This is a genomic window from Streptomyces sp. NBC_00252 (assembly GCF_036187565.1).
In the GTDB taxonomy this organism is placed as follows: Bacteria; Actinomycetota; Actinomycetes; order Streptomycetales; family Streptomycetaceae; genus Streptomyces.
In genome coordinates this window covers 6,824,438-6,847,824 of sequence record NZ_CP108087.1, presented here as the reverse complement: position 1 = coordinate 6,847,824, position 23,387 = coordinate 6,824,438, and the positions used below count along the sequence as shown (strand labels likewise).

The window sequence follows — 23,387 nt, the reverse complement described above, 5'->3', positions numbered from 1 at the left end:
AGCATGTCGTCCTCGCCGGGGTCATCGTGACGCGCGGAGCGGTGTGCCGGTGAGCTCGGCGCAGTAGTCGAGCAAGGCGTCCTGGGCCTTCGTGTCGCGCGCCGCGGCGGGCACGGGGCGCTGCTCCTGGTGGTGGAAGTGCCGGCCGGTGACGTGCGCGGCCGCGTCCTCGCTGACGGCGAGCCACGCCTGGGTCACCGGGCCCAGGTCCAGGTCGTCCGGCGCGCCGGGGCCGCCCATCCCGGTCGCGACCCACCCGGGTTCCACGGAGTTCGACAGCACGTCCGGCCAGTGCCGCGCGACGCCGAGCGCGAGCAGGATGTCGAACAGCTTGCTGTCGCTGTACGCCTGCGCCCCGTTCCAGCGCCGGTCGGCCCACTGCGGGTCGGACAGGTCCGCGTCCCCACCGCGGGCCATGCCCGAACTGAGGTGGACGAGCCGGTCGGGCCGGGTCATCAACGCGGTCAGCAGGTAGGGCGCGAGCACGTTGACCGTGAACAGCTGGGACAGGCCGTCGACGGTCTCGACGCGGCGCGGCTCCCGGTAGCCGATGCCCGCGTTGTGGATGACGGCGTCGAACCGGCCCGCCGCGTCGGCCTGGGCGGCCACCGACCGGATCCCGTCGAGGGACCCCAGGTCACCCACCAGCACGTTCTCGGCAGCGGGCAGGACCGCACGCGTATGAGCGGCTCGCGCGGTGTCGCGGGCGTGCAGCGTCACCGCGTGGCCTTGACCGGCCAGCAGCCGGCCGGCCATCAGGCCGAGGCCGTCGGCGGATCCGGTGATCAGGACGTGAGCCATCGTCGTACCTTCCGAAGGGTGTCCGAGAGGTGCCTCGGGTTGTCCACTGTCGTTCCGCCGGGGTCCCCTGTCCAAGACCCTTTACGTCTCCTGCCATGCCCACAGGGCATGGCAGGGTCGGCGACCGGGCCGAGATGAGGCCGACGGCCCGAGTCAGACGGCCAACTCCCTTGCCGTGGGCTCCTCCTGGGCCTCGGGCGTCGGCTCGCTCTTCCCGTCCCGCATCACCACGGCCGCCAGCAGCGCCGCCGCCACGACCCCGACCGCGCTGACCATGAAGGTCGTCGACATGGCGCTGGTGAACGCCTCGCGAGCCGTCCGGACCAACTCCGCGTCCCCGTGCGCCGCGGCCAGCGCCCCGCCGATCGAGTGGCGGGCCGTGTCGGACGTACCGGAGGGCATCTCGTCGGCGAAGCCGCTCGACAGGAGGGAGCCGAGGATGGCGATGCCCAGGGCCGTACCGGCTTGCTGGATCGTGTCGTTGAGGGCGGAGCCGACGCCCGCCTTGTCCTCCGGGATCGTGCCCATCAGGGCGCCCACCGCCGCCGGCATCGCGAGGCCCGCGCCCAGGCCGAGGAGGCCGAGGGCGACCGCCGGGATGACGAAGCCCGTGTCGGCCGTGACCGTCGTGAGGAGTGCGAAGGAGGACGCCATCACCAGCATGCCCGCCAGGATCAGGTACCGGTGGCCGTACTTCGCCGTGAACTTGGCGCCCGCCGCGTTGCCGACCAGCGCGGTGACCGCCAGCGGGACGAAGGCCAGGCCCGCCTTCACCGGCGAGTAGCCGAGGACGAACTGCAGGTACTGGGTGAGGACCAGCAGCAGGCCGCCGTTGCCGATCTGGACCAGGGTCAGGGAGAGCGAACCGCCGCTGAAATTGCGGTGCTTGAAGAGGACCAGCGGGACCATCGGGTTCGGCGTGACGTTCTCCCAGACCACGAATCCGGCCAGGCCCACCACGGCCACGACCAGGCTGACGAGCCCCCGGCCGCCGAACGCGCCGTGCTGCGGGATCTCGATGATCCACCAGATCAGCGCCGTCATACCGACCGCCGACAGCACCGCGCCCAGCGGATCCGGCTTCTGCCAGGGCCCCTTGGACTCCGGCATCAGCGTCACACCGGCCACCAACGCGAGCGCCACGACCGGCACGTTGAGGAAGAAGATGGAGTGCCACGAGAAGTGGTCGATCAGGACGCCGCCGAGCACCGGGCTGCCGACCAGCGCGAGCATCGACACCGAACCCCACGCCGCCATCGCCTTGCCGCGTTCCTCCGCGTCGAAGACCGTGATGAGGATCGAGAGCGTCGACGGCATGATCAGCGCCCCGCCCACCCCCATCGCCACCCGTACGGCGATCACCTCGCCGGGGTTCGTGCAGAACGTCGCCGCGAGGGACGCCGCCCCGAACAGCACCAGCCCGATCAGCATCACCTTCCGGCGGCCGAAGCGGTCGCCGAGGCTGCCGGAGGTCAGCAGCAGGCCGGCGAAGACCAGGATGTAGGAGTCGAGGATCCACTGCGTGTCCTGGGCGCTCGCGCCGAGGCTCTCGGTCATCGACGGCACCGCCACGGTCAGCGCCATGCTGTCGACCACCAGCACCAGCGAGCTGAGGCACAGCACGACGAGGATCCACCAGCGTCGTGGGTTCCGGGTTTCCATAGGACTTCCTCCCCTTCGGGTCACGGCTCACCGACCGGCCGTGCGTACACCGTTCCTTCGATGCGCACACTGTACGCATGACGGAACGGTGTGCGCAATCCCTGCACTCTGTACGCTGGACGCGAACGACGTACGCACGACCGCACAGCCCGCAAAGCCCGCACAGCTCGCAGCTCGCACGGCCCGCACGAAGGAGCCCCCATGGCCGCCAGGACGAAGCCCATCCCCTCCGTGTGGGCCCGCGAGCAGCGCCCCCCCGACCAGCCCGCGCTCAGCCGGGACGTGATCGTCCGCGAGGCGATCGCGATGCTGGACGCCGACGGCATCGAGGCGCTGAGCATGCGCAAGCTCGGCGCCCGCCTCAACGCCGGCGCGACCTCCCTCTACCGGCATGTCGCGACCAAGGACGAGCTGATGGAGCTGGCCGTCGACGAGGTCGCCGCCGAGATCCACGTCCCGGCCGCGGACACCGCCGACTGGCGCGCCGCCGTCACCGAGGCCGCGGCCTCCTTCCGTACGACCGCGCTACGGCACCGCTGGCTGTCCTCGGTGCTCGGGCAGGCGGGGCTCGCCTACCTCGGCCCGAATCTCATGGCCTTCACCGAGCGGCTCGCGGCGCTGTTCACGACCGTCGGTTTCGCCGAGCCCAGTGGTGCGATCGACGCCGTGCTGTCGTACACGATCGGGATGAGCACGACCGAGGCCGCCTGGCTGACCACGGTCGCGCGGTCCGGGGAGAGCGAGGCGGAGTTCATCGCCCGCCTGATGCCGGCCGCACAGCAGGCGGCGGCCGGTCACGCCCATCTCGCCGGCACCTACGCCGAGTCGGCCGCCGCGCCCACCGACCCGGTGGCCCTGCGCGACGACAAGTTCGCCTACGGCCTCGACGTCGTCCTGGACGGGCTGTCGCTACGGCTGACCCGCTGAGTGCGTGCATATGCCCCTGTAATACCGCGCTTATGGCTCGGGGCGGGTTCCCGTTCGGGTGAATCAGGGGGTGATCCACGTGGCGGCGGCGCTCCGACCTGCCGTTCTCGGTGATCGTTTGCGGTGTTGAACCGACCGGCGTGCCTGTTTTCCGGTGCGTCGTCCAAAGATCATTGGGAGTAGTCATGCGTATGCGTTCCGCCCTGACCACGTCCGTCCTCGCCGTCGGCATCCTGCTCGGCGGCGCCGGTGCCGCCCTCGCCCACGACGACGGCGGGGTCGTCGCGGGCACCGGCTCGCAGGGCTCCGGCCACACCGACAACACCATGTTCGCCGGTGTCATCGACCACGTCGGCCCCGTCTACGCCTCGACCAGCAAGACGGACCACGACTGGGACCGCGGCACGTTCCAGGGCGTCTTCGGTTACTGACACGTCCGCCCGGCTCCGGCCGGGCAGCGCACCGAGCCATCGGTGACGGTGTGAAGGGGGCGGCCGGCTTTCGTCGGCCGCCCCCTTTTTTCGTTTCACCAGATCGCTGGAGCGCTGGAGCGCCAGCTCACCAGCTCAGCGGCCGCACCTGGCGCGCGTCCCTCAACGCCCGCCCCCACCACACCAGTTGGTCCAGCATCGCCTTCGCCGCCGCGTCCGGGGCCGCGGCGTCCTTGAGGCGGCCCTCGTCGTCGAAGGACGCGCCCGCGTTGTGGAAGGACACGGTGTCGCGGACCGTCACGGCGTGGAGTTCGGCGAAGACCTGGCGCAGGTGCTCCACCGCGCGCAGGCCGCCCGCGAGGCCGCCGTAGGAGACGAGGGCGACCGGCTTGGCGCGCCACTCCGTGAAGTGCCAGTCGATGAGGTTCTTGAGGCCGGCCGGGAAGGAGTGGTTGTACTCGGGGGTGAGGACGACGAAGGCGTCGGCCGAGGCGAGCTTCGGGGTGATCCCGGCGAGTGCAGCCGTGGCTTCCGGGGTCGGGGCGAGGGTCGTGGGGAGCCGGCCGGTGTCGGCGACGTCGACGACCTGGAGGGCGAGGTCGGGGTGGTCGCGGACGTGGGTGAGGAGCCAGTCGGCGACGACCGGGCCGAAGCGGCCGTGGCGGTTGCTGCCGATGACGACGGTGACGTTCAGAGGCTGCGCGGGGGTGATGTCGGTGTCCATGCGGGCAGCCTGGTACCTCAACCATTGTTGAGGTCAAGGGCGACGACCCCGGGTCCTCCGCCGCCCTCCGCCGTTCCCGACCGTCCTTCCCTGACTCCCGGTCACCCGTTCACACGCGCCGCTTGCGCTCTTCGGGTTCTTCTCCGCGATGGGTTCGCGCGGGATCGCCGTACCTCTATGACCTGCTGAAACGGCGGCCGGTTGGGCCGACCGGGCGGCTTCCTGACACCCATTCACCGCATTTCTGACGCCCGCTCAGGAAGCGGGCTCGGCCCGGTGCCACTTACCTCGGAAGGGCAGCCAACCACAGCTCGGAGGAGCACCGATGCGTCGTACCGCCCGTCTGCTGACCGGCACCGCGCTCGCCCTCGCCGCCGCGGGTCTCGCGACCGCGCCGGCGTACGGCGGCGAGACCGGCAGCCTGGAGGTGTTCCCGTCGAACGCCGTGCCGGGCGGCGACGTCACGGTGAACACGGCGGCGTGCGGCGACGACGGTACGGCCGCCGGTGATGCCAGCGCGGTGGGCGCCGGCACGTTCACGCTGGCGCCGAGCGCGCACGAGGGCGATGCGATCGGGCAGTTCAAGGTGCCGCCGAGTGCGCAGCCGGGGACGTACGAGATCGTCGCGAAGTGCACGGACGGCCGGGAGGTCTCCGGCGATCTGATGGTGACGCTGGCCTCGATGCGGCAGCAGGTGCAGCCGCGGGGCAGTGTGAAGACGGGGGTCGGCGGCGCGTTGGGCCCCGACCCCGTGCAGACCGCGGCCGGTGTGGCGGCTCTCGCCGTCGCCGCCGCGGGCGGTACCTGGCTCCTGCATCGCCGGGCGAGAGGCGACAGGTTCTGACGGACACCCTCCGCTGTCCGTCCACCGGTACCGCATGTCCCCTCCCCCTCCGGGTCCGACGCCCCTCGCGACCCGGAGGGGGCGCGGGGCAGTTACTGGAGAGGGGTGCGCAATGCGATTCGGCAACACCGCGATAGGGGCCGTCACCGTGGTCGCCCTGTGCACGGGCGCGTGGCTGCTGGCCAACGGCTCCGAGACGAACGCCCCGCCGCAGCCGTCCGCCGCCGAGGCCCGGCCCGATCCGGTCGCCGGGCGCACGGCGGCCCGGCCGCTGCCGCCGTCGCCGCCGGATCGCATCCGCATCCCGGCCATCCATGTGGACGCCCCCCTGATGGGCCTCAAACTGACCACCACCGGCAGCCTGGACGTGCCCCCGGCCGCGAAGAAGAACCTCGCGGGCTGGTACGAGGCGGGGACCACTCCTGGGGAGACCGGTACGGCGATCGTGGCCGGCCATGTCGACAACGCGGATGGGCCCGCCGTCTTCTACGACCTCGGTGCGCTGAAGAAGGGCAACACGGTCGAGTTGGATCGGTTGGACGGGAGTGTCGCGCTGTTCACGGTGGACGCGGTGGAGGTGTATCAGGCGAACCGCTTTCCGGATCAGAAGGTGTACGGGGCTTCTCGGCGGCCTGAGTTGAGGGTCATTACCTGTGGGGGCGGGTATTCGCGGGCTACCGGGTATCAGGGGAACGTTGTCGTCTTTGCGCACCTGAGTGGGAGTCGGTAGGGGGAAGGGGCAACGGCCTTGGGTCGTCTGCGGATTCGTCGTGGCTGGTCGCGCAGTTCCCCGCGCCCCTTTGGGGCGCGGTAGTGCGGGACGTCGACATCAAACCGGTCGGCGTCGTCAGCGGATTGTTTCCAAGTAGCGGAGTACTGCCAGCACTCGGCGGTTTCCTGTTTCCGTCGGGGGCAGGTCCAGCTTGGTGAAGATGTTGGCCACGTGCTTTTCCACGGCTCGTTCGGAGACGGTGAACGCGGTGGCGATGGCGTGGTTCGTGCGGCCCTCCGCCATGAGGGCGAGGACTTCGCGTTCGCGGGGTGTGAGGGTGTCGAGGGCGGTGGATCGGCGGGCGGCGCCGAAGAGTTGGGCCACCACCTCGGGGTCGAGCGCGGTGCCGCCGGCCGCTACGCGTTCCAGCGCGCCGACGAACTCCCCGATGTCCACGACCCGTTCCTTGAGGAGATACCCGAACCCGGCCGGGTTGCCCAGGAGTTGGGCCGCGTGGGTCGTCTCGACGTACTGCGAGAACAACAGGACGCCGGTCGCCGGGTGCCGGTCGCGCAGTTGTACGGCTGCTCGTACGCCCTCGTCGGTCTGGGTGGGCGGGAGGCGGATGTCCACGACCGCTACGTCGGGTTCGTGGGCCGCGACGGCGGTCAGCAGGGACTCCGCGTCGCCCACCGCCGCGGCCACTTCCACGTCCCGTAGCTGGAGGAGTTGGACCAGGCCGTCGCGCAGCAGGGCCGAGTCCTCGGCGATGACGACGCGCATGCCGCTCCGTTCAGGTCGGGTCCGGTCGGGTCAGGTGTGGGGCAGGTCGACCGTGACCACGGTAGGGCCTCCGGGTGGGCTGTCGCAGGTCAGTGTGCCGTCGACCGTGCGGACCCGGGCCAGCAGGCCGGTGAGTCCGGACCCGGCGCCGATCATCGCGCCGCCCTGTCCGTCGTCGGTGACGCGCAGGCGCAGGACGCCGTCGCGGGCGGTGACGTCGACGGCGGCGGCCGTGGCGCGGGCGTGTTTCGTGGCGTTGGCGAGGAGTTCGGCGGCGCAGAAGTAGGCGATGGTCTCGACGGCCGGGGTCGGGCGGGTGCCGATGTCGGTGGTGAGGGTGACGGGGAGGGCGCTGTCGGCGGCCAGGGTGGTGAGGGCGGCGTGCAGTCCCTCGTCGAGTACGGGCGGGTGGATGCCCTTGACCAGGTGGCGCAGATCGGAGATGGCCTGGGTGGCGTTGCCCTGCGCGGTGTCGACGACGGTGAGGACGCGGTCGGGTTCGGCGCCGGCGGTGACCAGTTCACGGATCAGGGTGAGGTGCATGGCGAGGGCGACGAGGCGGGCCTGGGTGCCGTCGTGCAGGTCGCGTTCGATACGGCGGAGGGTCTGCGCGGCGTCGTCGACGGCCCGGGCGCGGGTCTCCTCCAGGGTGCGGATCCGGCGGGTCGCGGCGTCGGGGCCGAGCAGCACCGTCAACAGGGCGCGGTGCGGGCCGAGGGCGTACCGCAGGATCAGGGGGGCGACGGCCAGCAACAGCAGACCGACTGTGAACGGAATCAACCAGCGCGGCCAGGAGTCGAGTTGGTGACCGAAGAACTCCAGTGACACGTGGTGCGTGGAGCCGTCGGCGCTGTGCACCGTGTTGTAGTTCCAGCGCTTGAGCAGCGGATGCAGTGTGAACAGGACGCCGTAGATGTAGCCGATGACGACGGCGGCGTACGCGAAAACGGCTGTGAACGGAGTCAACAGGGCGCAGCCGACGGCTCGCCAGCCGGTCCGGTCGAGCAGGATGCCGCGACGCCAGCCGAGGATCGCGGAGGCGCCGCCGCCGGGGCCAGTACCTGTAACCCCGGGGTCGGTCACGCTGCCGCCGTTCCCGTCGATCCCTCCGATCTTCGCGCCCGGCACGCCCGGCTGCTCGATCTCCACGCCGAGCAGCCGGTGCGCGAGCCCCCGTTGCAGCGCGCCCAGCGCCAGCGCGCCGCGCACGGTGACCGCCAGCAGCCACAGGCCGAGCGTGGTCACCGACAGCGCCCCGCCGAACACCAGCCCGACCAGCGTGCCGAAGAAGCCGACCAGGGCGAGCGGGAAGGCGATCACTCCGTAGAGCACGGCGGCCAGGGCGCGGCGGCCGAAGGTGGCGGTGACGAGGGAACGGAGGCGGGAGCGGAGGCTCGGCATGGGGATCAACCTAGGAGAGGAGCGACCGGGCGACACGGAACTGCACGGCGGTCAGGCCGCGCACCACCCACGGCATCAGCAGCAGGAAGCCGATGCCGCCCACCACCGCGTGGAAGGCCCAGGCCCCGGCGAAGGTGGGTCCGCCCCAGGCGGTGGAGTAGTCGTCGCCCGCGCGGAGCGGCCAGCCGAGGTTGAGGGGGACGATCGACCAGCCGTAGAGCGTGACGAACGCCGTGACGAGGTTGAGGGGTGTGGCGAGGAGGGCGTGGGGCAGGCCGCCGGCGCGGGGCCTGCCGGGGAGGTCGGTGGGGTCGGTGCGGTCGGGGTCGAGGAAGCGGTGGACGAGGCCGCGCTGCCAGCGGGCCGTGGGGGCGCCGAGGAGGGCGAGCGGGATGCAGGCGAGGCCCAGTGGGAGGGCGAGGAGGGCGTAGGCGGTGCGGCGCCAGGTGGTGGCGGTGAACGGTGCGTGGACGAGGTTCCAGGCGTGGACGGAGGTCGGGTCCGGGGCGGTGGTCATGGTGCATCCCCCTGCACATGAGTCGGCGTACGTGGAGTCGGTGTACGTGTGTCGGCGCAGTCCGTGTGAACTGCTGTGAACCGATGTGTCCAGCTTTCCGTCGCCGCCTGCTGTACACGATGGTGCCTGCACGGGACCTGGGGGTTCGGTTAACCGAACCGGGCGCGCACCGGCCGCGGCCTCGCACCCCTCCCCCGGCGCGCACCCCACCCCCTCACACCCCTCGCACGCTCCCGCTGAGGGCAGCGTTCCTCGCGGGAAACAGGTGTGATGCGGTCGGGTAACACCGACGTCGCAGGCTCCTCGGCATGACCTCGAATCCGCGTGTGCCCACCCTCGTGCTCGTCGGCCACGGCATGGTCGGTCAGCGCTTCCTCGAAGCGCTCGCCGAGCGCGGTCTGACCCGCACGCACCGCGTGGTCGTGCTGTGCGAGGAACCCCGTCCGGCGTACGACCGCGTCCAGCTCACCTCGTACTTCGCGGGCCGCACCCCTGAGGAACTCTCGCTCACGGACGCGGAGTTCATCAGGGACCACGGGATCGAGCTGCACGTGGGAGACCCGGCGGAGACGATCGACCGCGTGTCGAGAACCGTAACGGCCCGCTCTGGACTGTCACTTGAGTACGACACCCTCGTCCTGGCCACCGGCTCCTACCCGTTCGTGCCGCCGGTCCCCGGCAAGGACGCCGAGGGCTGTTTCGTGTACCGCACGATCGAGGACCTGCTCGCGATCGAGGCATACGCCGGGTCGCGGGCCACGACGGGTGCCGTGGTGGGCGGTGGACTGCTCGGCCTTGAGGCGGCCGGTGCGCTGAAGGGGCTCGGACTCACCTCCCACATCGTGGAGTTCGCGCCACGGCTGATGCCGGTGCAGATCGACGCGGGCGGCGGCGCCGCGCTCCTGCGCACCATCGAGGACATGGGCCTGACCGTCCACACGGGCGTCGGCACGCAGGAGATCCTGACCGGCGCGGACGGCGCGGTCACCGGCATGAGGCTGTCGGACGGTTCCGAACTGCCCACGGACATGGTCGTGTTCAGCGCCGGTGTCCGCCCCCGTGACCAACTCGCCCGCGACTGTGGCCTGTCGGTCGGTGAGCGCGGCGGCATCGCGGTCGACGAGCAGTGCCGTACGGTCGACGACCCGCACGTCTTCGCGATCGGCGAGTGCGCGCTGGCGGCGGACGGCCGGGTGTACGGGCTGGTGGCGCCCGGTTACGAGCAGGCGGAGACGGCCGCCGCGACCATCGCACGGGACGAATCCGCCTTCACCGGCGCCGACCTGTCGACCAAGCTGAAGCTGCTCGGCGTGGACGTGGCGTCCTTCGGCGACGCGCACGGCGCCACCGCGGACTGCCTCGACGTCGTCTACTCCGACGCGCGGGCGGGGACGTACAAGAAGCTGGTGATCGGCCGGGGCGGTGAGCTGCTGGGCGGGATCCTGGTCGGCGACGCGGACGCGTACGGCACGCTGCGCGCGTTCACGGGGTCCGTACCGCCCGTCTCCCCCGAGCAGTTGGTGCTCCCGGCCGGTTCCGGGGACGCCGTCCGGCTCGGCCCCTCCGCGCTCCCCGACGCGGCCGTCGTCTGCTCGTGCCACAACGTCAGCAAGGGCGCGATCCGCGGCGCGGTCACCGACCACTCCTGCACGAGCGTGCCGGAGGTGAAGAAGTGCACCAAGGCCGGTACGGGCTGCGGGAGTTGCGTCAAGGTGCTCGGTCTGCTGGTCACCGCCGAGCTGGAGGCGAGCGGCGTCGAGGTCGACAAGGGCCTGTGCGGCTGCTTCACGCAGACCCGCGAGGAGCTGTACGAGATCGTCCTCGCCCTGCGGATCACCTCCTACCAGGACCTGCTGGACCGCTACGGCCGTACGGGCGCCCGGGGCGGCGACGGCTGCGAGATCTGCAAGCCGACCGTCGCGTCGGTGATCGCGTCCCTCGCCCCGTCGATCGGCGCGAGCGGCTATGTCCTGGACGGTGAACAGGCGGCCCTGCAGGACAGCAACGACCACTTCCTCGCCAACCTGCAGAAGAACGGCTCCTATTCGGTCGTCCCGCGCATCCCCGGCGGCGAGATCACCCCCGAGAAGCTCATCGTGATCGGCGAGGTGGCCCGCGACTTCGGCCTCTACACGAAGATCACCGGCGGCCAGCGCATCGACCTCTTCGGCGCGAGGGTGGAGCAACTCCCCCTGATCTGGGCTCGGTTGGTGGACGCGGGCTTCGAGTCCGGGCACGCGTACGGAAAGGCCCTGCGGACCGTCAAGTCCTGCGTGGGACAGACCTGGTGCCGCTACGGCGTCCAGGACTCGGTCCGCATGGCGATCGAACTGGAGCTGCGCTACCGGGGGTTGCGCTCCCCGCACAAGCTCAAGTCGGCGGTGTCCGGCTGCGCCCGCGAGTGCGCCGAGGCCCAGTCGAAGGACTTCGGGATCATCGCCACCGCCACCGGCTGGAACCTGTACGTCGGCGGCAACGGCGGCGCGACCCCGCGCCACGCGGATCTCCTTGCGAAGGACCTCTCCGACGCCGAACTGGTGCGCCTGATCGACCGGTTCCTCATGTTCTACATCCGTACGGCCGACCGGCTGGAGCGCACGAGCGTGTGGCTGGAGCGGATTCCGGGCGGCCTGGACCACGTGCGCGAGGTGGTCGTGGCGGACTCGCTCGGTATCTGCGGGGAGTTGGAGGCGCTGATGGCCGCGCATGTCGCCGGGTACCGCGACGAGTGGGCCACGACCATCAACGACCCCGAGAAACTCGCCCGGTTCGTGTCCTTCGTGAACGCGCCCGACACCCCCGACCCGGTCGTCGGCTTCGTGCCCGAGCGCGACCAGATCAAGCCCGACCTGCCGCTGCTGACGATCGGCATGCGGCCCCAGCAGCCCGCAGACGTCCTGGAAGGAAGCGCCCAGCGATGACCCTGGCCCCCGAGACGACCGACCTGAAGGTCCAACTCCGGCTCGCCGAGGGCTGGTTCACGGTCTGCGACCTCAGCCTGCTCACCCCCGGCCGCGGGGTGGCGGCCCTGCTGCCCGACGGCTCCCAGGCCGCCCTGTTCCGCGACCGCTCCGGCACCCTCCACGGCATCGACAACCGCGACCCGTTCAGCGGCGCGGCGGTCCTCTCGCGCGGTCTGACCGGCACCCACCAGGGCCGCCCGTTCGTCGCGTCGCCGCTGCTCAAGCAGCGGTTCGACCTGATCTCCGGGGAGTGTCTGGACGACGCGTCGGTGCGGGTGACGGCGTACGAGGTGCGGGCGAACCCGGTGCCGCGCCTGCCGTGACGCCCCTGCGGCGCGAGGCGCACCACGACTCCCTGCGCGATGAGGCCGACACGGCCCCCGAGGCGGGCATGGACCTCCTGATGTGCTTCCAGCAGGTGGGGGCGATCCCCCCGCACGGGCGGGTCTTGTCCGCCCCGACACCGATTCTTGACTGAACGTTCTCGATAAACCTAGGCTGTCGGCCATGGCCAGGACCAAGGAGTTCGATCCCGAGGCCGCGCTGCGGGCAGCCCTTGAGCTGTTCTGGCGGCGCGGCTACGAGGCGACGTCGATGTCCGACCTGGTCGAGCACCTCGGCGTCGGGCGGGCCAGCATCTACGCGACCTTCGGCAACAAGCACGACCTGTACATGAAGGCGCTGGAGAGCTACGACCGGGCCGGACTCACGCCGATGGTGCGGGAGTTGTCCCAGCCGGGCCCCGCACTGCCGCCGGTGCGGGCGCTCGTACGGCGGTACGCGGCCAAGGCGGCGGACGAGCAACTCCGGTCACTGGGCTGCCTGGTGACCAACGCGGCGGCGGAACTCGCCCCGCACGACACGGCCGCGACCCGGCTGGTCGAGCGCAACTGGGACCAGCTGGAGACGGTGTTGCGCTCGGCGCTGGTGCGGGCGCAGGCACAGGGCGAGCTGCCGGCCGACCGCGATCCGCTCACCCTGGCGCGCATGCTGCTGGTGCTGATGCAGGGGCTGCGGGTGGTCGGCCGGGCGTCCGGGGACCCGGCACGGGTCCGGGACGCGGCGGAACAGGCGCTGGCGCTGCTCGACTGAGCCCCGCTCCACCGGGGCGCCTTCTCGCACTCTCAAGGGTGCCTTTTCGCGCCCTCATACTGAACCGATCGGTCAAGAAAAGGGGAGATCATGACCACTACTCGCTTCAACGGCAGGACAGCGCTCGTCACGGGTGCGGGCTCGGGCATCGGAAGGGCCGTCGCTCTCGCGTTCGCGGCGGAGGGGGCGAACGTCGTCGTAGCGGGGCGGCGCCGCGAACCGCTCGACGAGACCGTCACGTTGATCGAGGCCGCGGGCGGCAAGGCCCTCGCGGTAACAGCCGACGTTTCCAAGGCAGTTGACGCCCGGGCTCTGGTGCAGGCGGCCGTGGACCGGTACGGCTCGCTCGACGTCGCCGTCAACAACGCGGGCGTCTTCCGGGGCGGGCAGCCCCTCGCCGACCTCACCGAGGAGGACTGGCGCGCACAGCTCGACATCAACGTCACCGGTGTCTTCCTCGCCCTCCAGGCGGAGATCCGGCAGATGCGCGCCCAGCCGTCGGGCGGTGCGATCGTCAACGTGGCGTCCACGTTCGGGGTGCACACGAGCAGCCCCGGTGCCGCCGCCTACTCCGCGTCCAAGGCCGCCGTCGCCGTGCTGAGCAAGGGTGCCGCGGTGGACCACATCCGCGAGGGCGTCCGGATCAACGTGGTCAGCCCGGGTGCCACCGACACCCCGATGTCACTGCGCCCGGGCGAGACGGAGGCCGACCGCGCCGAACGCGTCCGGACCGCGCTCCCCCTGGGCCGTATCTCCGCCACGTCCGAAATCGCCGCCGCCGTCCTCTACTTGGCCTCGGACGACGCGGCGTCGGTGGTGGGCACAGACCTCGTGGTGGACAGCGGCGCGACGGCGTAAATGCCGACAACTCGACCGGTCACGCCTTGAGTTGGCCGTGGACGACCCCTGTCAGCTCCTCCGAGGCGGCCCAAAGGCGTTGCCCCATCGCGTCGTTGAGGGTCCAGGGTGCCCGCCAGGACGGGGCGGGCGCCCCGCGCCACATCGCGATGCGGGGGCCGAAGAAGGAGTCGGGGCGTACGTCGGGGGCGGTGGCGGCGTAGAGGGAGGGCAGCGCACCGGCCTCCGCGGGCTGGGCGAAGACGCGGTTGCCCATCTCCATGAGCCGTTCCGCGCCCTTGCGTCCCTCCGCCTGCGGCCCGGCGGTCTGGAGGTTGGTGGCCGCGTAGCCGGGGTGGGAGGCGGCCGCGACCACCCCGGAACCGGCCGCCGCGAGCCGCCGGGTCAGCTCGTGGGTGAAGAGCAGGTTGGCGGTCTTTGAGCGGGCGTACGCGGTCCAACGGCTGTACCGGCGCTCGCTGTTGAGGTCGTCGATGTCGATGTTGGCGAGCACGTGCATGAAGCTGGAGAGCGTGACGATCCGGGCGGCGGGCGCGTCGAGCAGCGCGGGCAGGAGCAGTCCGGTGAGGGCGAAGTGCCCGAGGTGGTTGACCCCGAAGTGCGTCTCGAAGCCGTCCACCGTCGTGCCGTAGGGCATCGCCATGACCCCGGCGTTGTTGACGAGCAGATCGAGCCGCTCGTACGGGAACGTGGCCGCGAACTCCCGTACGGAGGCCAGATCCCCGAGGTCCAGCCGGGCGAACTCGGCCTCGGCGCCCGGGACTTCGGCGACGATCCGGTCGGCCGCCTCGCTCCCCCGCACCTCGCTCCGGCACGCGAGCACCACTCGGGCGCCCCTGCGGGCCAGCTCGCGGGCGGTGACGTAGCCGAGCCCGCTGTTGGCCCCGGTGACGACGGCGACCCGGCCGCGCTGGTCGGGGACGTCCTTCTCGTTCCAGCCGGACATGAGCGGGCTCCCTCTACGAGCATCGGCGGGCGGTCGGGATCTCAGCGTACGAGAGCCGGCGCGGCGCCGCTCCGGTCACACCGAGCGACACCTCCATCACGAGATGGTCACTCCCCCTTCACCGCCCTCACCGGGGCAATACGGTCCATGTCTCACCGGACACAGGGGGACGAGATGACCCACCCGTACGCCACACCACCCATGCCCCAGCCCCAGCCGCCGTTCCAGCCGGTCCGCCCGGCACCCCGCTGGGCCCGCAAGCGGTATGTGCTCCCGGCCCTCGCGCTGGCCTTCCTCATCGGGATCGGCGCGGGCGGCTCGGGCCAGGACAAGAAGACCGACACGACGGTCGACGCGAAGCCCGCGGCGGCCGGCCCGCAGCCGACGGCGACCGTCACGGCGACGACGACGGAGACCGCCACCCCGGCGCCCGCCCCCACGGTCACCACGACGAAGACCGTCAGGGTCACGAAGACGGTCACCGCCGCGGCCGCCGTGGACAGCGGTTCGGGCTCGGGCTCGGGCTCCGGCGACTCCAACTCCGGTGGCGGCAGCGCCTATTACACGAACTGCACCGCGGCCCGCGCGGCCGGCGTCACGCCCCTGTACGCGGGCGAACCGGGCTACGACTCCCACCTCGACCGGGACGGGGACGGCGTCGCCTGCGAGTGACACCGGCAGCGGAGAGGGCGGCACCCCCCGCACAGGGGTGCCGCCCTCTCCCATGATCCGGAACCACCGCCGCGTCGGTGAGGGTCAGGTTGCGCGGCGGGAGTCCCGGGGTCCGAACGCCGTACGCCCTACCGGTGGTCGCTGCCCTGCGCCACCGAAGCCGCCCGCCCGGCTTCGAGCCGGGCCACCGGGATCCGGAACGGCGAGCAGGAGACGTAGTCCAGTCCGACCTCGTGGAAGAAGTGGACCGACTCGGGGTCGCCGCCGTGTTCGCCGCAGACGCCGAGCTTCAGGTCCGGGCGGGTCTCGCGGCCCGCCTTCGCCGCGAGCTCGACCAGGGAGCCGACGCCGTCGCGGTCGATCGTCTCGAAGGGGCTGACTCCGAAGATGCCCTTCTCCAGGTAAGCCGTGAAGAAGGAGGCCTCCACGTCGTCGCGGCTGAAGCCCCACACCGTCTGGGTGAGGTCGTTCGTGCCGAAGGAGAAGAACTCCGCCGCCTCCGCGATCTGGCCCGCCGTCAGCGCGGCGCGCGGGAGTTCGATCATCGTGCCGATCGACAGCTTCAGGGACGTGCCCGTCGCCGCCTCGACCTCCGCGACGACCTGGTCGGCCTCCTCGCGGACGATCTCCAGCTCCTGGACCGTGCCGACGAGCGGGATCATGATCTCGGCGCGCGGGTCGCCCTTCGCGGCCTTGCGCTCGGCGGCGGCCTCGGCGATGGCCCGTACCTGCATGGTGAACAGGCCGGGGATGACCAGGCCGAGGCGTACGCCGCGCAGGCCCAGCATCGGGTTCTGCTCGTGCAGCCGGTGGACCGCCTGGAGGAGGCGGAGGTCGTTCTCGTGGGACTCCTGGCGGGACTCCGCCAGCGCCACGCGGACCGACAACTCCGTGATGTCCGGCAGGAATTCGTGCAGCGGCGGGTCCAACAGGCGCACGGTGACCGGGAGTCCGTCCATCGCCTTGAACAGCTCGACGAAGTCGGCCTTCTGGAGCGGGAGAAGGGCCTTGAGGGACTCCTCGCGCTCGGTGTCCGTGTCGGCCAGGATCAGCCGCTCGACCAGTTCGCGGCGGTCGCCGAGGAACATGTGCTCCGTACGGCAGAGGCCGATGCCCTGGGCGCCGAAGCGGCGGGCGCGCAGCGCGTCCTCGGCGTTGTCGGCGTTGGCGCGGACCCGCAGCCGGCGGACGCGGTCGGCGTAGCCGATGATCCGGTGGACCGCCTCGACCAGTTCGTCGGCGTCGTCGGCGCCCGCGTGCATCCGGCCCTCGAAGTACTCGACGACCGGGGAGGGGACGACCGGGACCTCACCGAGGTACACCTTGCCGCTGGAGCCGTCGATGGAGATGACGTCGCCCTCCTCGACGACGTGCCCGCCCGGCACCGTCATCCGGCGCCGCTTGGTGTCGACCTCCAGCTCCTCGGCGCCGCACACACAGGTCTTGCCCATGCCGCGCGCGACGACGGCCGCGTGGGACGTCTTGCCGCCGCGCGAGGTGAGGATGCCCTCGGCCGCGATCATGCCGTCGAGGTCGTCGGGGTTGGTCTCCCGGCGGACCAGGATGACCTTCTCGCCCGAACGCGACCACTTCACCGCGGTGTACGAGTCGAAGACCGCCTTGCCGACCGCGGCGCCCGGCGAGGCCGCGATGCCCCGGCCGACCTGCTGGATCTTCGCGTCCTCGTCGAAGCGCGGGAACATCAGCTGCGCCAACTGCGCGCCGGTGACCCGCTGGAGGGCCTCGGCCTCGTCGATCAGACCCTGGTCGACGAGCTGGGTCGCGATACGGAACGCGGCACCCGCCGTCCGCTTCCCCACCCGCGTCTGCAGCATCCACAACTGGCCGCGCTCGATGGTGAATTCGATGTCGCAGAGATCCTTGTAGTGGTTCTCCAGGGTCTCCATGATCTGCATGAGCTGGTCGTACGACTTCTTGTCGATCTGCTCGAGTTCCGCCAGCGGCACGGTGTTGCGGATACCGGCGACGACGTCCTCGCCCTGCGCGTTCTGCAAGTAGTCGCCGTAGACGCCCTGGTGGCCGCTGGCGGGGTCGCGGGTGAAGGCGACGCCGGTGCCGGAGTCCGGGCCGAGGTTGCCGAAGACCATCGAGCAGACGTTGACCGCGGTGCCGAGGTCGTGCGGGATGCGTTCCTGGCGGCGGTAGAGCTTGGCGCGGTCGGTGTTCCAGGAGTCGAAGACCGCGTGGATCGCGAGGTCCATCTGCTCGCGCGGGTCCTGCGGGAAGTCGCGGCCGGCCTCGGCCTTGACGATCCGCTTGAACCGGGTGACCAGCTTCTTCAGGTCGGCCGCGTCCAGCTCGGTGTCGACGGTGACCTTCTTGGCGTCCTTGGCCTTGTCGAGCGCCTCCTCGAAGAGGTCGCCGTCGACGCCGAGGACGGTCTTGCCGAACATCTGGATCAGGCGGCGGTACGAGTCCCACGCGAAGCGCTCGTCGCCCGCCTGCTTCGCCAGGCCCTGCACGGACTTGTCGGAGAGGCCGATGTTCAGGACGGTGTCCATCATGCCGGGCATCGAGAACTTCGCCCCGGAACGGACCGATACGAGGAGGGGGTCGTCGGCCTGCCCGAGTTGCTTGCCCATCGTCGCTTCGAGGGCGTCGAGGTGTGCACTCACCTCGTCACGCAGTGCCGCGGGCTCGTCCCCGCTGTCGAGGTACGTCTTGCACGCCTCGGTGGTGATGGTGAAACCCGGAGGGACGGGAAGGCCCAGGTTCGTCATCTCGGCGAGGTTGGCACCCTTGCCGCCGAGGAGGTCCTTGAGGTCCTTGTTTCCCTCGGTGAAGTCATAGACGAACTTCACTACGTGGGGTTCTTTGTTTTCCGACACGGGTCTCGACTCCTCGGGACGCGGGTGGCTGCCCTGACGGCCAGGAACATACCCAGATCAAAGGCGTCTGGGTACGTCCACTTGCATGTCATGCGTCTGTAACCGGTAGTCCGCCAGCGGATCGAAAGTCAAAGCTCGGCAAGCGAACACCGCCGGATGTTTTCACTTCTTGAACGCGGCACTGCCCATCGGGACGCTTTTCCGCTCACATGAGCGGTTCACGGCTCGGCTGTTTTCGATCGATGAACGATCAAGGGGTGGCACGGAGTGCCACCCCTTGGAGAAGTGCAGCCGCGCAAGATCCGCTCACCTGAGCGCCACCCCTATCAAAGGTGGCGAGAATCACGCTTCCACAACCGACCGGATTTCACCATCCGGACGGGTCCCGCGACCGAAACGCGTACGTCACATACCCAGGGCGAGCAGCCGCTCCTCGACCCGCTCCGGCGCGTACAGATGCTCCACGACCATCGCCCCCGCCCCCACCAGCCCGGCCCGCTCGCCGAGCCGTGAGGTCAGTACGTGCAGATGAGCGGTCGAGCGCGGCAGCGCCCGCTGGTACAGCAGCTCGCGCACGCCGGTGAGGAAGGACGTTCCGGCCAGGTCTCCCGCGATCATCAGCACCCCGGGGTTGAGCAGCGTCACCACGGTCGCCAGGACGTCCCCGACCTGCCGTCCCGCCTCACGGGCGAACGCGGCCGCTCCGGGGTGCCCCGACGCGAGCAGGTCCCGCACATCCGAGCCGGACGCCGCCGGCACCCCGGTCTCGGCCAGCCGCCGCGCCACGGCACCACCGCTCGCCACGGCGGCGAGACAGCCGTAGGACCCGCAACGGCACAGTGCCTGCGCGCCCGCCGGGACCCGGATGTGGCCGATGTCGCCCGCGCCGCCGTCGATGCCCCGGAAGATGGAGCCTCCGACGACGACTCCCGCGCCGATACCCGTCGACACCTTGACCAGCACGAACGCCGAGCAGTCGGGGTGGCCGGTGCGCTGTTCGCCGTACGCCATGAGGTTGGCGTCGTTGTCGACCAGGACCGGGACCCGCGGGGCGCCGGTGTGTTCGGTGAAGGCGCGGGCCAGGCGTCCTCTTATGTCGTAGCCGTCCCAGCCGGGCATGATCGGCGGCTGGACCACGCGGCCGGTCTCGCTGTCGACGGGCCCCGGCACCGCGAGCCCGATCCCGCAAACCTCGGACGCCCGGTGGCCCGCCTTTTCCAGCAACTCGGCGAACCAGAGGCCGAGTTCACCCAGTACGGCGTCCGGGCCGTCCTCGATGACCAGCGTGCCGCCGTGCTCCGCGAGGATCTCGCCGGTGAGGGACAGGACGCACGCGCGCGCGTGGCGGGTGTCCAGGTCCGCCGCGAGGACGACCGCGTGGGCGTCGTCGAATTCCAGGGTGATCGACGGCCTGCCGCCCAGCGGGGAGTCCACGGGACCGCCCGCGCCCTCGCGCAGCCAGCCCGCGCGGAAGAGCCGGTCCAGGCGCTGGCCGACGGTCGCGCGGGAGAGTCCGGTCACCTGCTGGAGGGCGCCCCGGGTCGTCGCGCGCCCGGTGCGCACCAGTTCGAGCAGATCTCCGGCGCTCCCATGACCTCGTCCCGTCATGCGCACCCCCTTGTGTTTCTCAACCCTGCATTACATATTGAGTTTTGCGTGTTAAATAGACGTAACCCTACGGTAGCCATGACCGAACCGGTCGGCACGACGTGTTTCGTGGAGTCCCGAGTGGATCGCACTGCCCAGCTCACAGCCCTCCCCGAGGAACGCACCTTCGTATACGATCCGCCGCCCCTGTCAGGTTCCCTGCACCTCAGGGCGGCTGCCGTACTGGAAGGGAACTGGACGGGTGCCTCAACCGTCCCCTCCCGTGGCCTGTACCCGCACCAGTGGTCCTGGGACTCCGCGTTCATCGCGATCGGTCTGCGGCACCTCTCGCCCCTGCGGGCGCAGCGGGAACTGGAGACGCTGCTCGCCGCCCAGTGGGGCGACGGCCGTGTCCCGCACATCGTGTTCAACCCCTCCGTGCCGCTCGACGCGTACTTCCCGAGCCCCGACTTCTGGCGCTCCTCGACCGCGGGACGCACGGCGGGCGCCCCGCGCACCGTACAGACCTCCGGCATCGTGCAGCCACCGGTCCACGCGCTCGCCGCCTGGCTCGTGCACTGCGCCGACCCGGGCCTGTCCCGCGCGCGCGGCTTCCTCGCCGGTGTCTACCCCCGGCTGGCCGCCTGGCACCGCTATCTGCTGCACCGGCGCGACCTGGGCGGAGGCGGCCTCGCGTCCGTCGTGCACCCCTGGGAACAGGGTATGGACAACAGCCCTTGCTGGGATGCCCCGTTGAGCCGGATCACGCCCGCCCCGGCCCGCTCCTTCCGCCGCGCCGACCTCGACCACGGCGCCGCCGAGGACCGGCCCACGGACCTGGACTACGGCCGTTACGTGCGCCTCGCCACGGACTACCGGGACGGCCAGTACGCCGACGGGGCAACGGAGTTCGCGGTCGAGGACCCGTCCTTCAACGCCCTGCTCATCGCCTCCGAGCACGCACTCGCCCGCATCGCACGGGAGTTGGGCGCGACCGGCACCGCCCGGCACGCCCGCGCGGAGCGGCTCACCGGCGTGCTGATCGACCGGCTGTGGGACCCGGCGGAGGGCATGTTCTTCTGCCGTGACGTCCGCGGCGAGGGACTCATCGCCGAGCGCAGCGTCTCCGGCCTGATCCCGCTGCTCCTCCCCGACCTGCCCCGGGACATCGCCACCGCCCTCGTCCGTACGGCGTCCGGCCCGCACTTCGGGCTCGGCGACACCACCCGGCTGCCGCCCAGCTACGACCTGTCGGGCGAAGCGTTCGACCCGCACCGGTACTGGCGCGGCCCGGCCTGGTTCAACACGAGCTGGCTGCTGGAGCGCGGCCTGCGGCTGCACGGCGAGCGGACCCGGGCGGAGGCGCTGCGCACGGCGGTGCTGGAGACGGCCGACGCCACCGACTTCGCCGAGTACGTCGACCCGTACGACGGGGAGGCGTGCGGCGCGACCGGCTTCAGCTGGACCGCCGCACTGACCCTCGATCTGCTCCACGAGCCCCCCGGGCACGGCGTGTCCGGCGCGGACCTCGGCACGTTCGACATGAGTGACACACGTAACTGACAGGGACGTCAGTGACACCGAAGTCAAGGCCGCCAGGAGAGTCAAGGGAGGGGACCGGGGATGACGGACCGGCATCATCTGCTCGTGCACGGCGGGACGTTCGCAGCCGTGGGCGACGGCGGGGACATCAGCGGCGTACGGGGCGGCAGTTCCCCGGACGGGTTATTCGTCCGGGACGCCCGGCACCTGAGCCGCTGGCAGCTGACGGTGGACGGCGCGGTGCCGGAGGCGCTGACGCCGGTGGCCGACGGGGACATGGCGCGCTGCGTCCTCGTCCCGCGCGGCGGCCGCCAGGAGCCGCCCGCGCACACGCTCTTCCGTGAACAGGCCGTGGGCGACGGCGCGTTCGTCGAGTCGCTGAAGGTGACGAGCAACCGCCCGGTGCCGACCACGGTCCGGCTAGCGGTCACCGCCGACGCCGATTTCACGGACCAGTTCGAACTCCGCTCCGACCACCGCACCTACGCCAAGACCGGCGTCACCCGCTCCCGCCAAGTCCTGGAGGACGGCGTCGAGTTCACCTACCAGCGCGGCGAATGGCGATCCTGTACGACGGTCACGGCCGAGCCCGCGCCCGACGGCGTCGAGGAGACCGGCACCGGCGCCCGCCGCATGGTGTGGACCCTGGACCTCGCACCGCACGGCACCGCCGAGCTGGCCCTGCGCGTGATGGCCCGCCCGCACGGCGACAAGCGGGCCCTGCGGGTACCGCGCTCACCGTCCGCGCTGAACGAGCAACTCATGGCCCTGGAGGGCGAGTACGTCCAGGGCGTCTCCTTCCCCACCGGCTGGCCGGAGCTGGCCGCCGCCTGCGCGCGTGGCCTGTCGGACCTCGCCTCGCTCCAGGTCCCGGCGAAGGGCCCGGACGGCGAGGAACTGCGCGTACCGGCGGCGGGAGCCCCCTGGTTCCTCACCCTGCTGGGCCGCGACGCCCTTCTGACCTCCCTCTTCGCACTCCCCTACCGCCCCCAGCTCGCCGCCGCCACACTGCCGGCGCTCGCCGCGACCCAGGCGACGGCCGTGGGCCCCGAGTCGGTCTCCCAGCCCGGCAAGATCGTGCACGAGGTACGGCACGGCGAGCTGGCGCACTTCGGGCAGGTGCCGTACGGGCGGTACTACGGCTCGGTCGACGCGACCCCGCTGTTCCTGGTGCTGCTCGGCGCGTATGTGGAGCAGACCGGTGACTCGGCCCTGGCCCGGCGTCTGGAGCCCAACGCCCGTGCGGCGATCGGCTGGATGCTGGACCACGGCGGCCTGACCTCGCGCGGCTACCTCGTCTACCGCGCCGACCAGGGCGGCCTGGCCAACCAGAACTGGAAGGACTCCCCCGGGGCGATCTGCGGCGCCGACGGCACGCGGGCGAGCGGTGCGGTGATGGCAGCGGGGGCGCAGGGGTACGCGTACGACGCGCTGCGCCGCACGGCGTGGGTGGCGCGCACGGTGTGGGAGGACGAGACGTACGCGGCGCTCCTGGAGCAGGCCGCGTCCGACCTGCGGGACCGTTTCCAGCGGGACTTCTGGATGCGGGAGCACTCCTTCCCGGCGCTGGCGCTGGACGGCGAGGGCCGCCAGGTGGACGCGCTGGCGTCGGACGCGGGCCATCTGCTCTGGTCCGGCCTACTGGACAAGGAGTACGGCGAACTGGTCGGCCGCAGGCTCCTCGCCCCGGACTTCTTCTCGGGCTGGGGCGTCCGTACCCTCGCCTCCGGCCAGGCGGCGTACCACCCGCTGTCGTACCACCGGGGTTCGGTCTGGCCCCACGACAACGCGCTGATCACCCTCGGCCTGGCCCGCTACGGCCTGCACGACGAGGCCCGCACGGTCGCGCACGCCCTGGTCGACGCGGCGACGGCGACCGGCCACCGCCTCCCGGAGGTCCTCGCGGGCTACGGCCGCGACACCCACCCGGAGCCGGTCCCGTACCCGCACGCGTGCGTACGGGAGTCCCGTTCGGCGGCGGCTCCCCTGGCGCTGCTGACGGCGGTCGGGGGTGCGTGACACAACGGTGATAAGGCGTTTGCCGGGTGTTTGCCCAGTTCCGTGAACAGGGGCCCG

General features: G+C 71.3%; 21 protein-coding genes. 12 read left to right on the top strand and 9 right to left on the bottom strand.

The window, feature by feature from the left end; translation table 11 throughout:
* Positions 1–21: 21 nt before the first annotated feature.
* Together OHT77_RS30315 and OHT77_RS30310 are read right to left on the bottom strand one after the other, a co-directional pair.
* Positions 22–801 (bottom strand): SDR family NAD(P)-dependent oxidoreductase, encoded by a 780-nt coding sequence (locus OHT77_RS30315; protein ID WP_328831590.1) that lies wholly within the window; start codon positions 799–801, stop codon positions 22–24.
* A 153-nt stretch (positions 802–954) separates the two neighbouring features.
* A complete protein-coding gene (locus OHT77_RS30310; RefSeq protein WP_328831589.1) occupies positions 955–2,463 on the bottom strand; it encodes an MFS transporter in 1,509 nt (502 codons plus the stop codon).
* Between the two features lie 201 nt (positions 2,464–2,664).
* On the opposite strand from OHT77_RS30310, the gene OHT77_RS30305 reads away from it, so the two are divergent.
* Complete coding sequence (locus tag OHT77_RS30305) at positions 2,665–3,390, top strand: TetR/AcrR family transcriptional regulator (protein ID WP_328831588.1); 726 nt, start codon at positions 2,665–2,667, stop codon at positions 3,388–3,390.
* 185 nt (positions 3,391–3,575) lie between these two features.
* A complete protein-coding gene (locus tag OHT77_RS30300; RefSeq protein ID WP_328831587.1) occupies positions 3,576–3,821 on the top strand; it encodes a hypothetical protein in 246 nt (81 codons plus the stop codon).
* Positions 3,822–3,948: 127 nt separating this feature from the next.
* On the opposite strand, the gene OHT77_RS30295 is transcribed toward OHT77_RS30300, so the two are convergent.
* Complete coding sequence (locus tag OHT77_RS30295) at positions 3,949–4,545, bottom strand: NADPH-dependent FMN reductase (RefSeq protein WP_328831586.1); 597 nt, start codon at positions 4,543–4,545, stop codon at positions 3,949–3,951.
* 325 nt (positions 4,546–4,870) lie between these two features.
* Between OHT77_RS30295 and OHT77_RS30290 the strand changes: the two genes are divergently transcribed.
* Complete coding sequence (locus OHT77_RS30290) at positions 4,871–5,389, top strand: hypothetical protein (RefSeq protein ID WP_328831585.1); 519 nt, start codon at positions 4,871–4,873, stop codon at positions 5,387–5,389.
* 112 nt (positions 5,390–5,501) lie between these two features.
* Entirely contained in the window at positions 5,502–6,119 is a 618-nt protein-coding gene (locus OHT77_RS30285; RefSeq protein ID WP_328831584.1) for a class F sortase, read from the top strand.
* A 117-nt stretch (positions 6,120–6,236) separates the two neighbouring features.
* Here OHT77_RS30285 and OHT77_RS30280 read toward each other — a convergent pair whose 3' ends face one another.
* The 3 genes from OHT77_RS30280 to OHT77_RS30270 are packed head-to-tail and all read right to left on the bottom strand — an operon-like array spanning position 6,237 to position 8,802.
* Entirely contained in the window at positions 6,237–6,884 is a 648-nt protein-coding gene (locus tag OHT77_RS30280; protein ID WP_328831583.1) for a response regulator transcription factor, read from the bottom strand.
* A 30-nt stretch (positions 6,885–6,914) separates the two neighbouring features.
* Complete coding sequence (locus OHT77_RS30275) at positions 6,915–8,285, bottom strand: sensor histidine kinase (RefSeq protein WP_328831582.1); 1,371 nt, start codon at positions 8,283–8,285, stop codon at positions 6,915–6,917.
* Between the two features lie 10 nt (positions 8,286–8,295).
* Positions 8,296–8,802 (bottom strand): hypothetical protein, encoded by a 507-nt coding sequence (locus OHT77_RS30270; RefSeq protein WP_328831580.1) that lies wholly within the window; start codon positions 8,800–8,802, stop codon positions 8,296–8,298.
* A gap of 308 nt (positions 8,803–9,110) precedes the next feature.
* On the opposite strand from OHT77_RS30270, the gene nirB reads away from it, so the two are divergent.
* The 5 genes from nirB to OHT77_RS30245 all read left to right on the top strand — a co-directional run bounded on the left by nirB (position 9,111) and on the right by OHT77_RS30245 (position 13,715).
* Positions 9,111–11,723 carry a nitrite reductase large subunit NirB gene (gene nirB / locus OHT77_RS30265; protein ID WP_328831579.1) on the top strand — a complete coding sequence of 871 codons (2,613 nt, stop codon included), beginning with the start codon at positions 9,111–9,113 and terminating at the stop codon, positions 11,721–11,723.
* Entirely contained in the window at positions 11,720–12,088 is a 369-nt protein-coding gene (gene nirD / locus OHT77_RS30260; RefSeq protein WP_328831577.1) for a nitrite reductase small subunit NirD, read from the top strand. Before nirB ends, nirD begins: the two co-directional genes overlap by 4 nt.
* On the top strand, positions 12,085–12,243 hold the full coding sequence (locus OHT77_RS30255; RefSeq protein WP_328831576.1) for a hypothetical protein: 159 nt from the start codon (positions 12,085–12,087) through the stop codon (positions 12,241–12,243). The genes nirD and OHT77_RS30255 overlap by 4 nt, the downstream gene beginning before the upstream one ends.
* A 29-nt stretch (positions 12,244–12,272) precedes the next feature.
* On the top strand, positions 12,273–12,857 hold the full coding sequence (locus tag OHT77_RS30250) for a TetR/AcrR family transcriptional regulator (RefSeq protein ID WP_328831575.1): 585 nt from the start codon (positions 12,273–12,275) through the stop codon (positions 12,855–12,857).
* 90 nt (positions 12,858–12,947) lie between these two features.
* Positions 12,948–13,715, top strand: coding sequence for an SDR family NAD(P)-dependent oxidoreductase (locus tag OHT77_RS30245; RefSeq protein WP_328831574.1), 768 nt, complete (start codon positions 12,948–12,950; stop codon positions 13,713–13,715).
* 19 nt (positions 13,716–13,734) lie between these two features.
* Here the strand turns inward: OHT77_RS30245 and OHT77_RS30240 are convergent, their stop codons facing one another.
* Entirely contained in the window at positions 13,735–14,661 is a 927-nt protein-coding gene (locus OHT77_RS30240) for an oxidoreductase (protein ID WP_328831573.1), read from the bottom strand.
* Positions 14,662–14,835: 174 nt separating this feature from the next.
* Here OHT77_RS30240 and OHT77_RS30235 point away from each other — a divergent pair, with 174 nt between their 5' ends.
* Entirely contained in the window at positions 14,836–15,333 is a 498-nt protein-coding gene (locus OHT77_RS30235; protein ID WP_328831572.1) for an excalibur calcium-binding domain-containing protein, read from the top strand.
* Between the two features lie 128 nt (positions 15,334–15,461).
* On the opposite strand, the gene ppdK is transcribed toward OHT77_RS30235, so the two are convergent.
* Positions 15,462–18,182, bottom strand: a complete 2,721-nt coding sequence (gene ppdK, locus OHT77_RS30230) for a pyruvate, phosphate dikinase (protein WP_443048158.1) — start codon at positions 18,180–18,182, stop codon at positions 15,462–15,464.
* A 405-nt stretch (positions 18,183–18,587) separates the two neighbouring features.
* A complete protein-coding gene (locus OHT77_RS30225; protein WP_328831570.1) occupies positions 18,588–19,790 on the bottom strand; it encodes an ROK family protein in 1,203 nt (400 codons plus the stop codon).
* Between the two features lie 120 nt (positions 19,791–19,910).
* Between OHT77_RS30225 and OHT77_RS30220 the strand changes: the two genes are divergently transcribed.
* Together OHT77_RS30220 and OHT77_RS30215 are read left to right on the top strand one after the other, a co-directional pair.
* The gene (locus tag OHT77_RS30220; protein WP_328831569.1) at positions 19,911–21,332 is read left to right on the top strand and encodes an MGH1-like glycoside hydrolase domain-containing protein; all 1,422 of its coding nucleotides are present in this window, start codon (positions 19,911–19,913) and stop codon (positions 21,330–21,332) included.
* 60 nt (positions 21,333–21,392) lie between these two features.
* The gene (locus OHT77_RS30215) at positions 21,393–23,330 is read left to right on the top strand and encodes an amylo-alpha-1,6-glucosidase (protein ID WP_328831568.1); all 1,938 of its coding nucleotides are present in this window, start codon (positions 21,393–21,395) and stop codon (positions 23,328–23,330) included.
* The last annotated feature ends 57 nt before the right edge of the window (positions 23,331–23,387 follow it).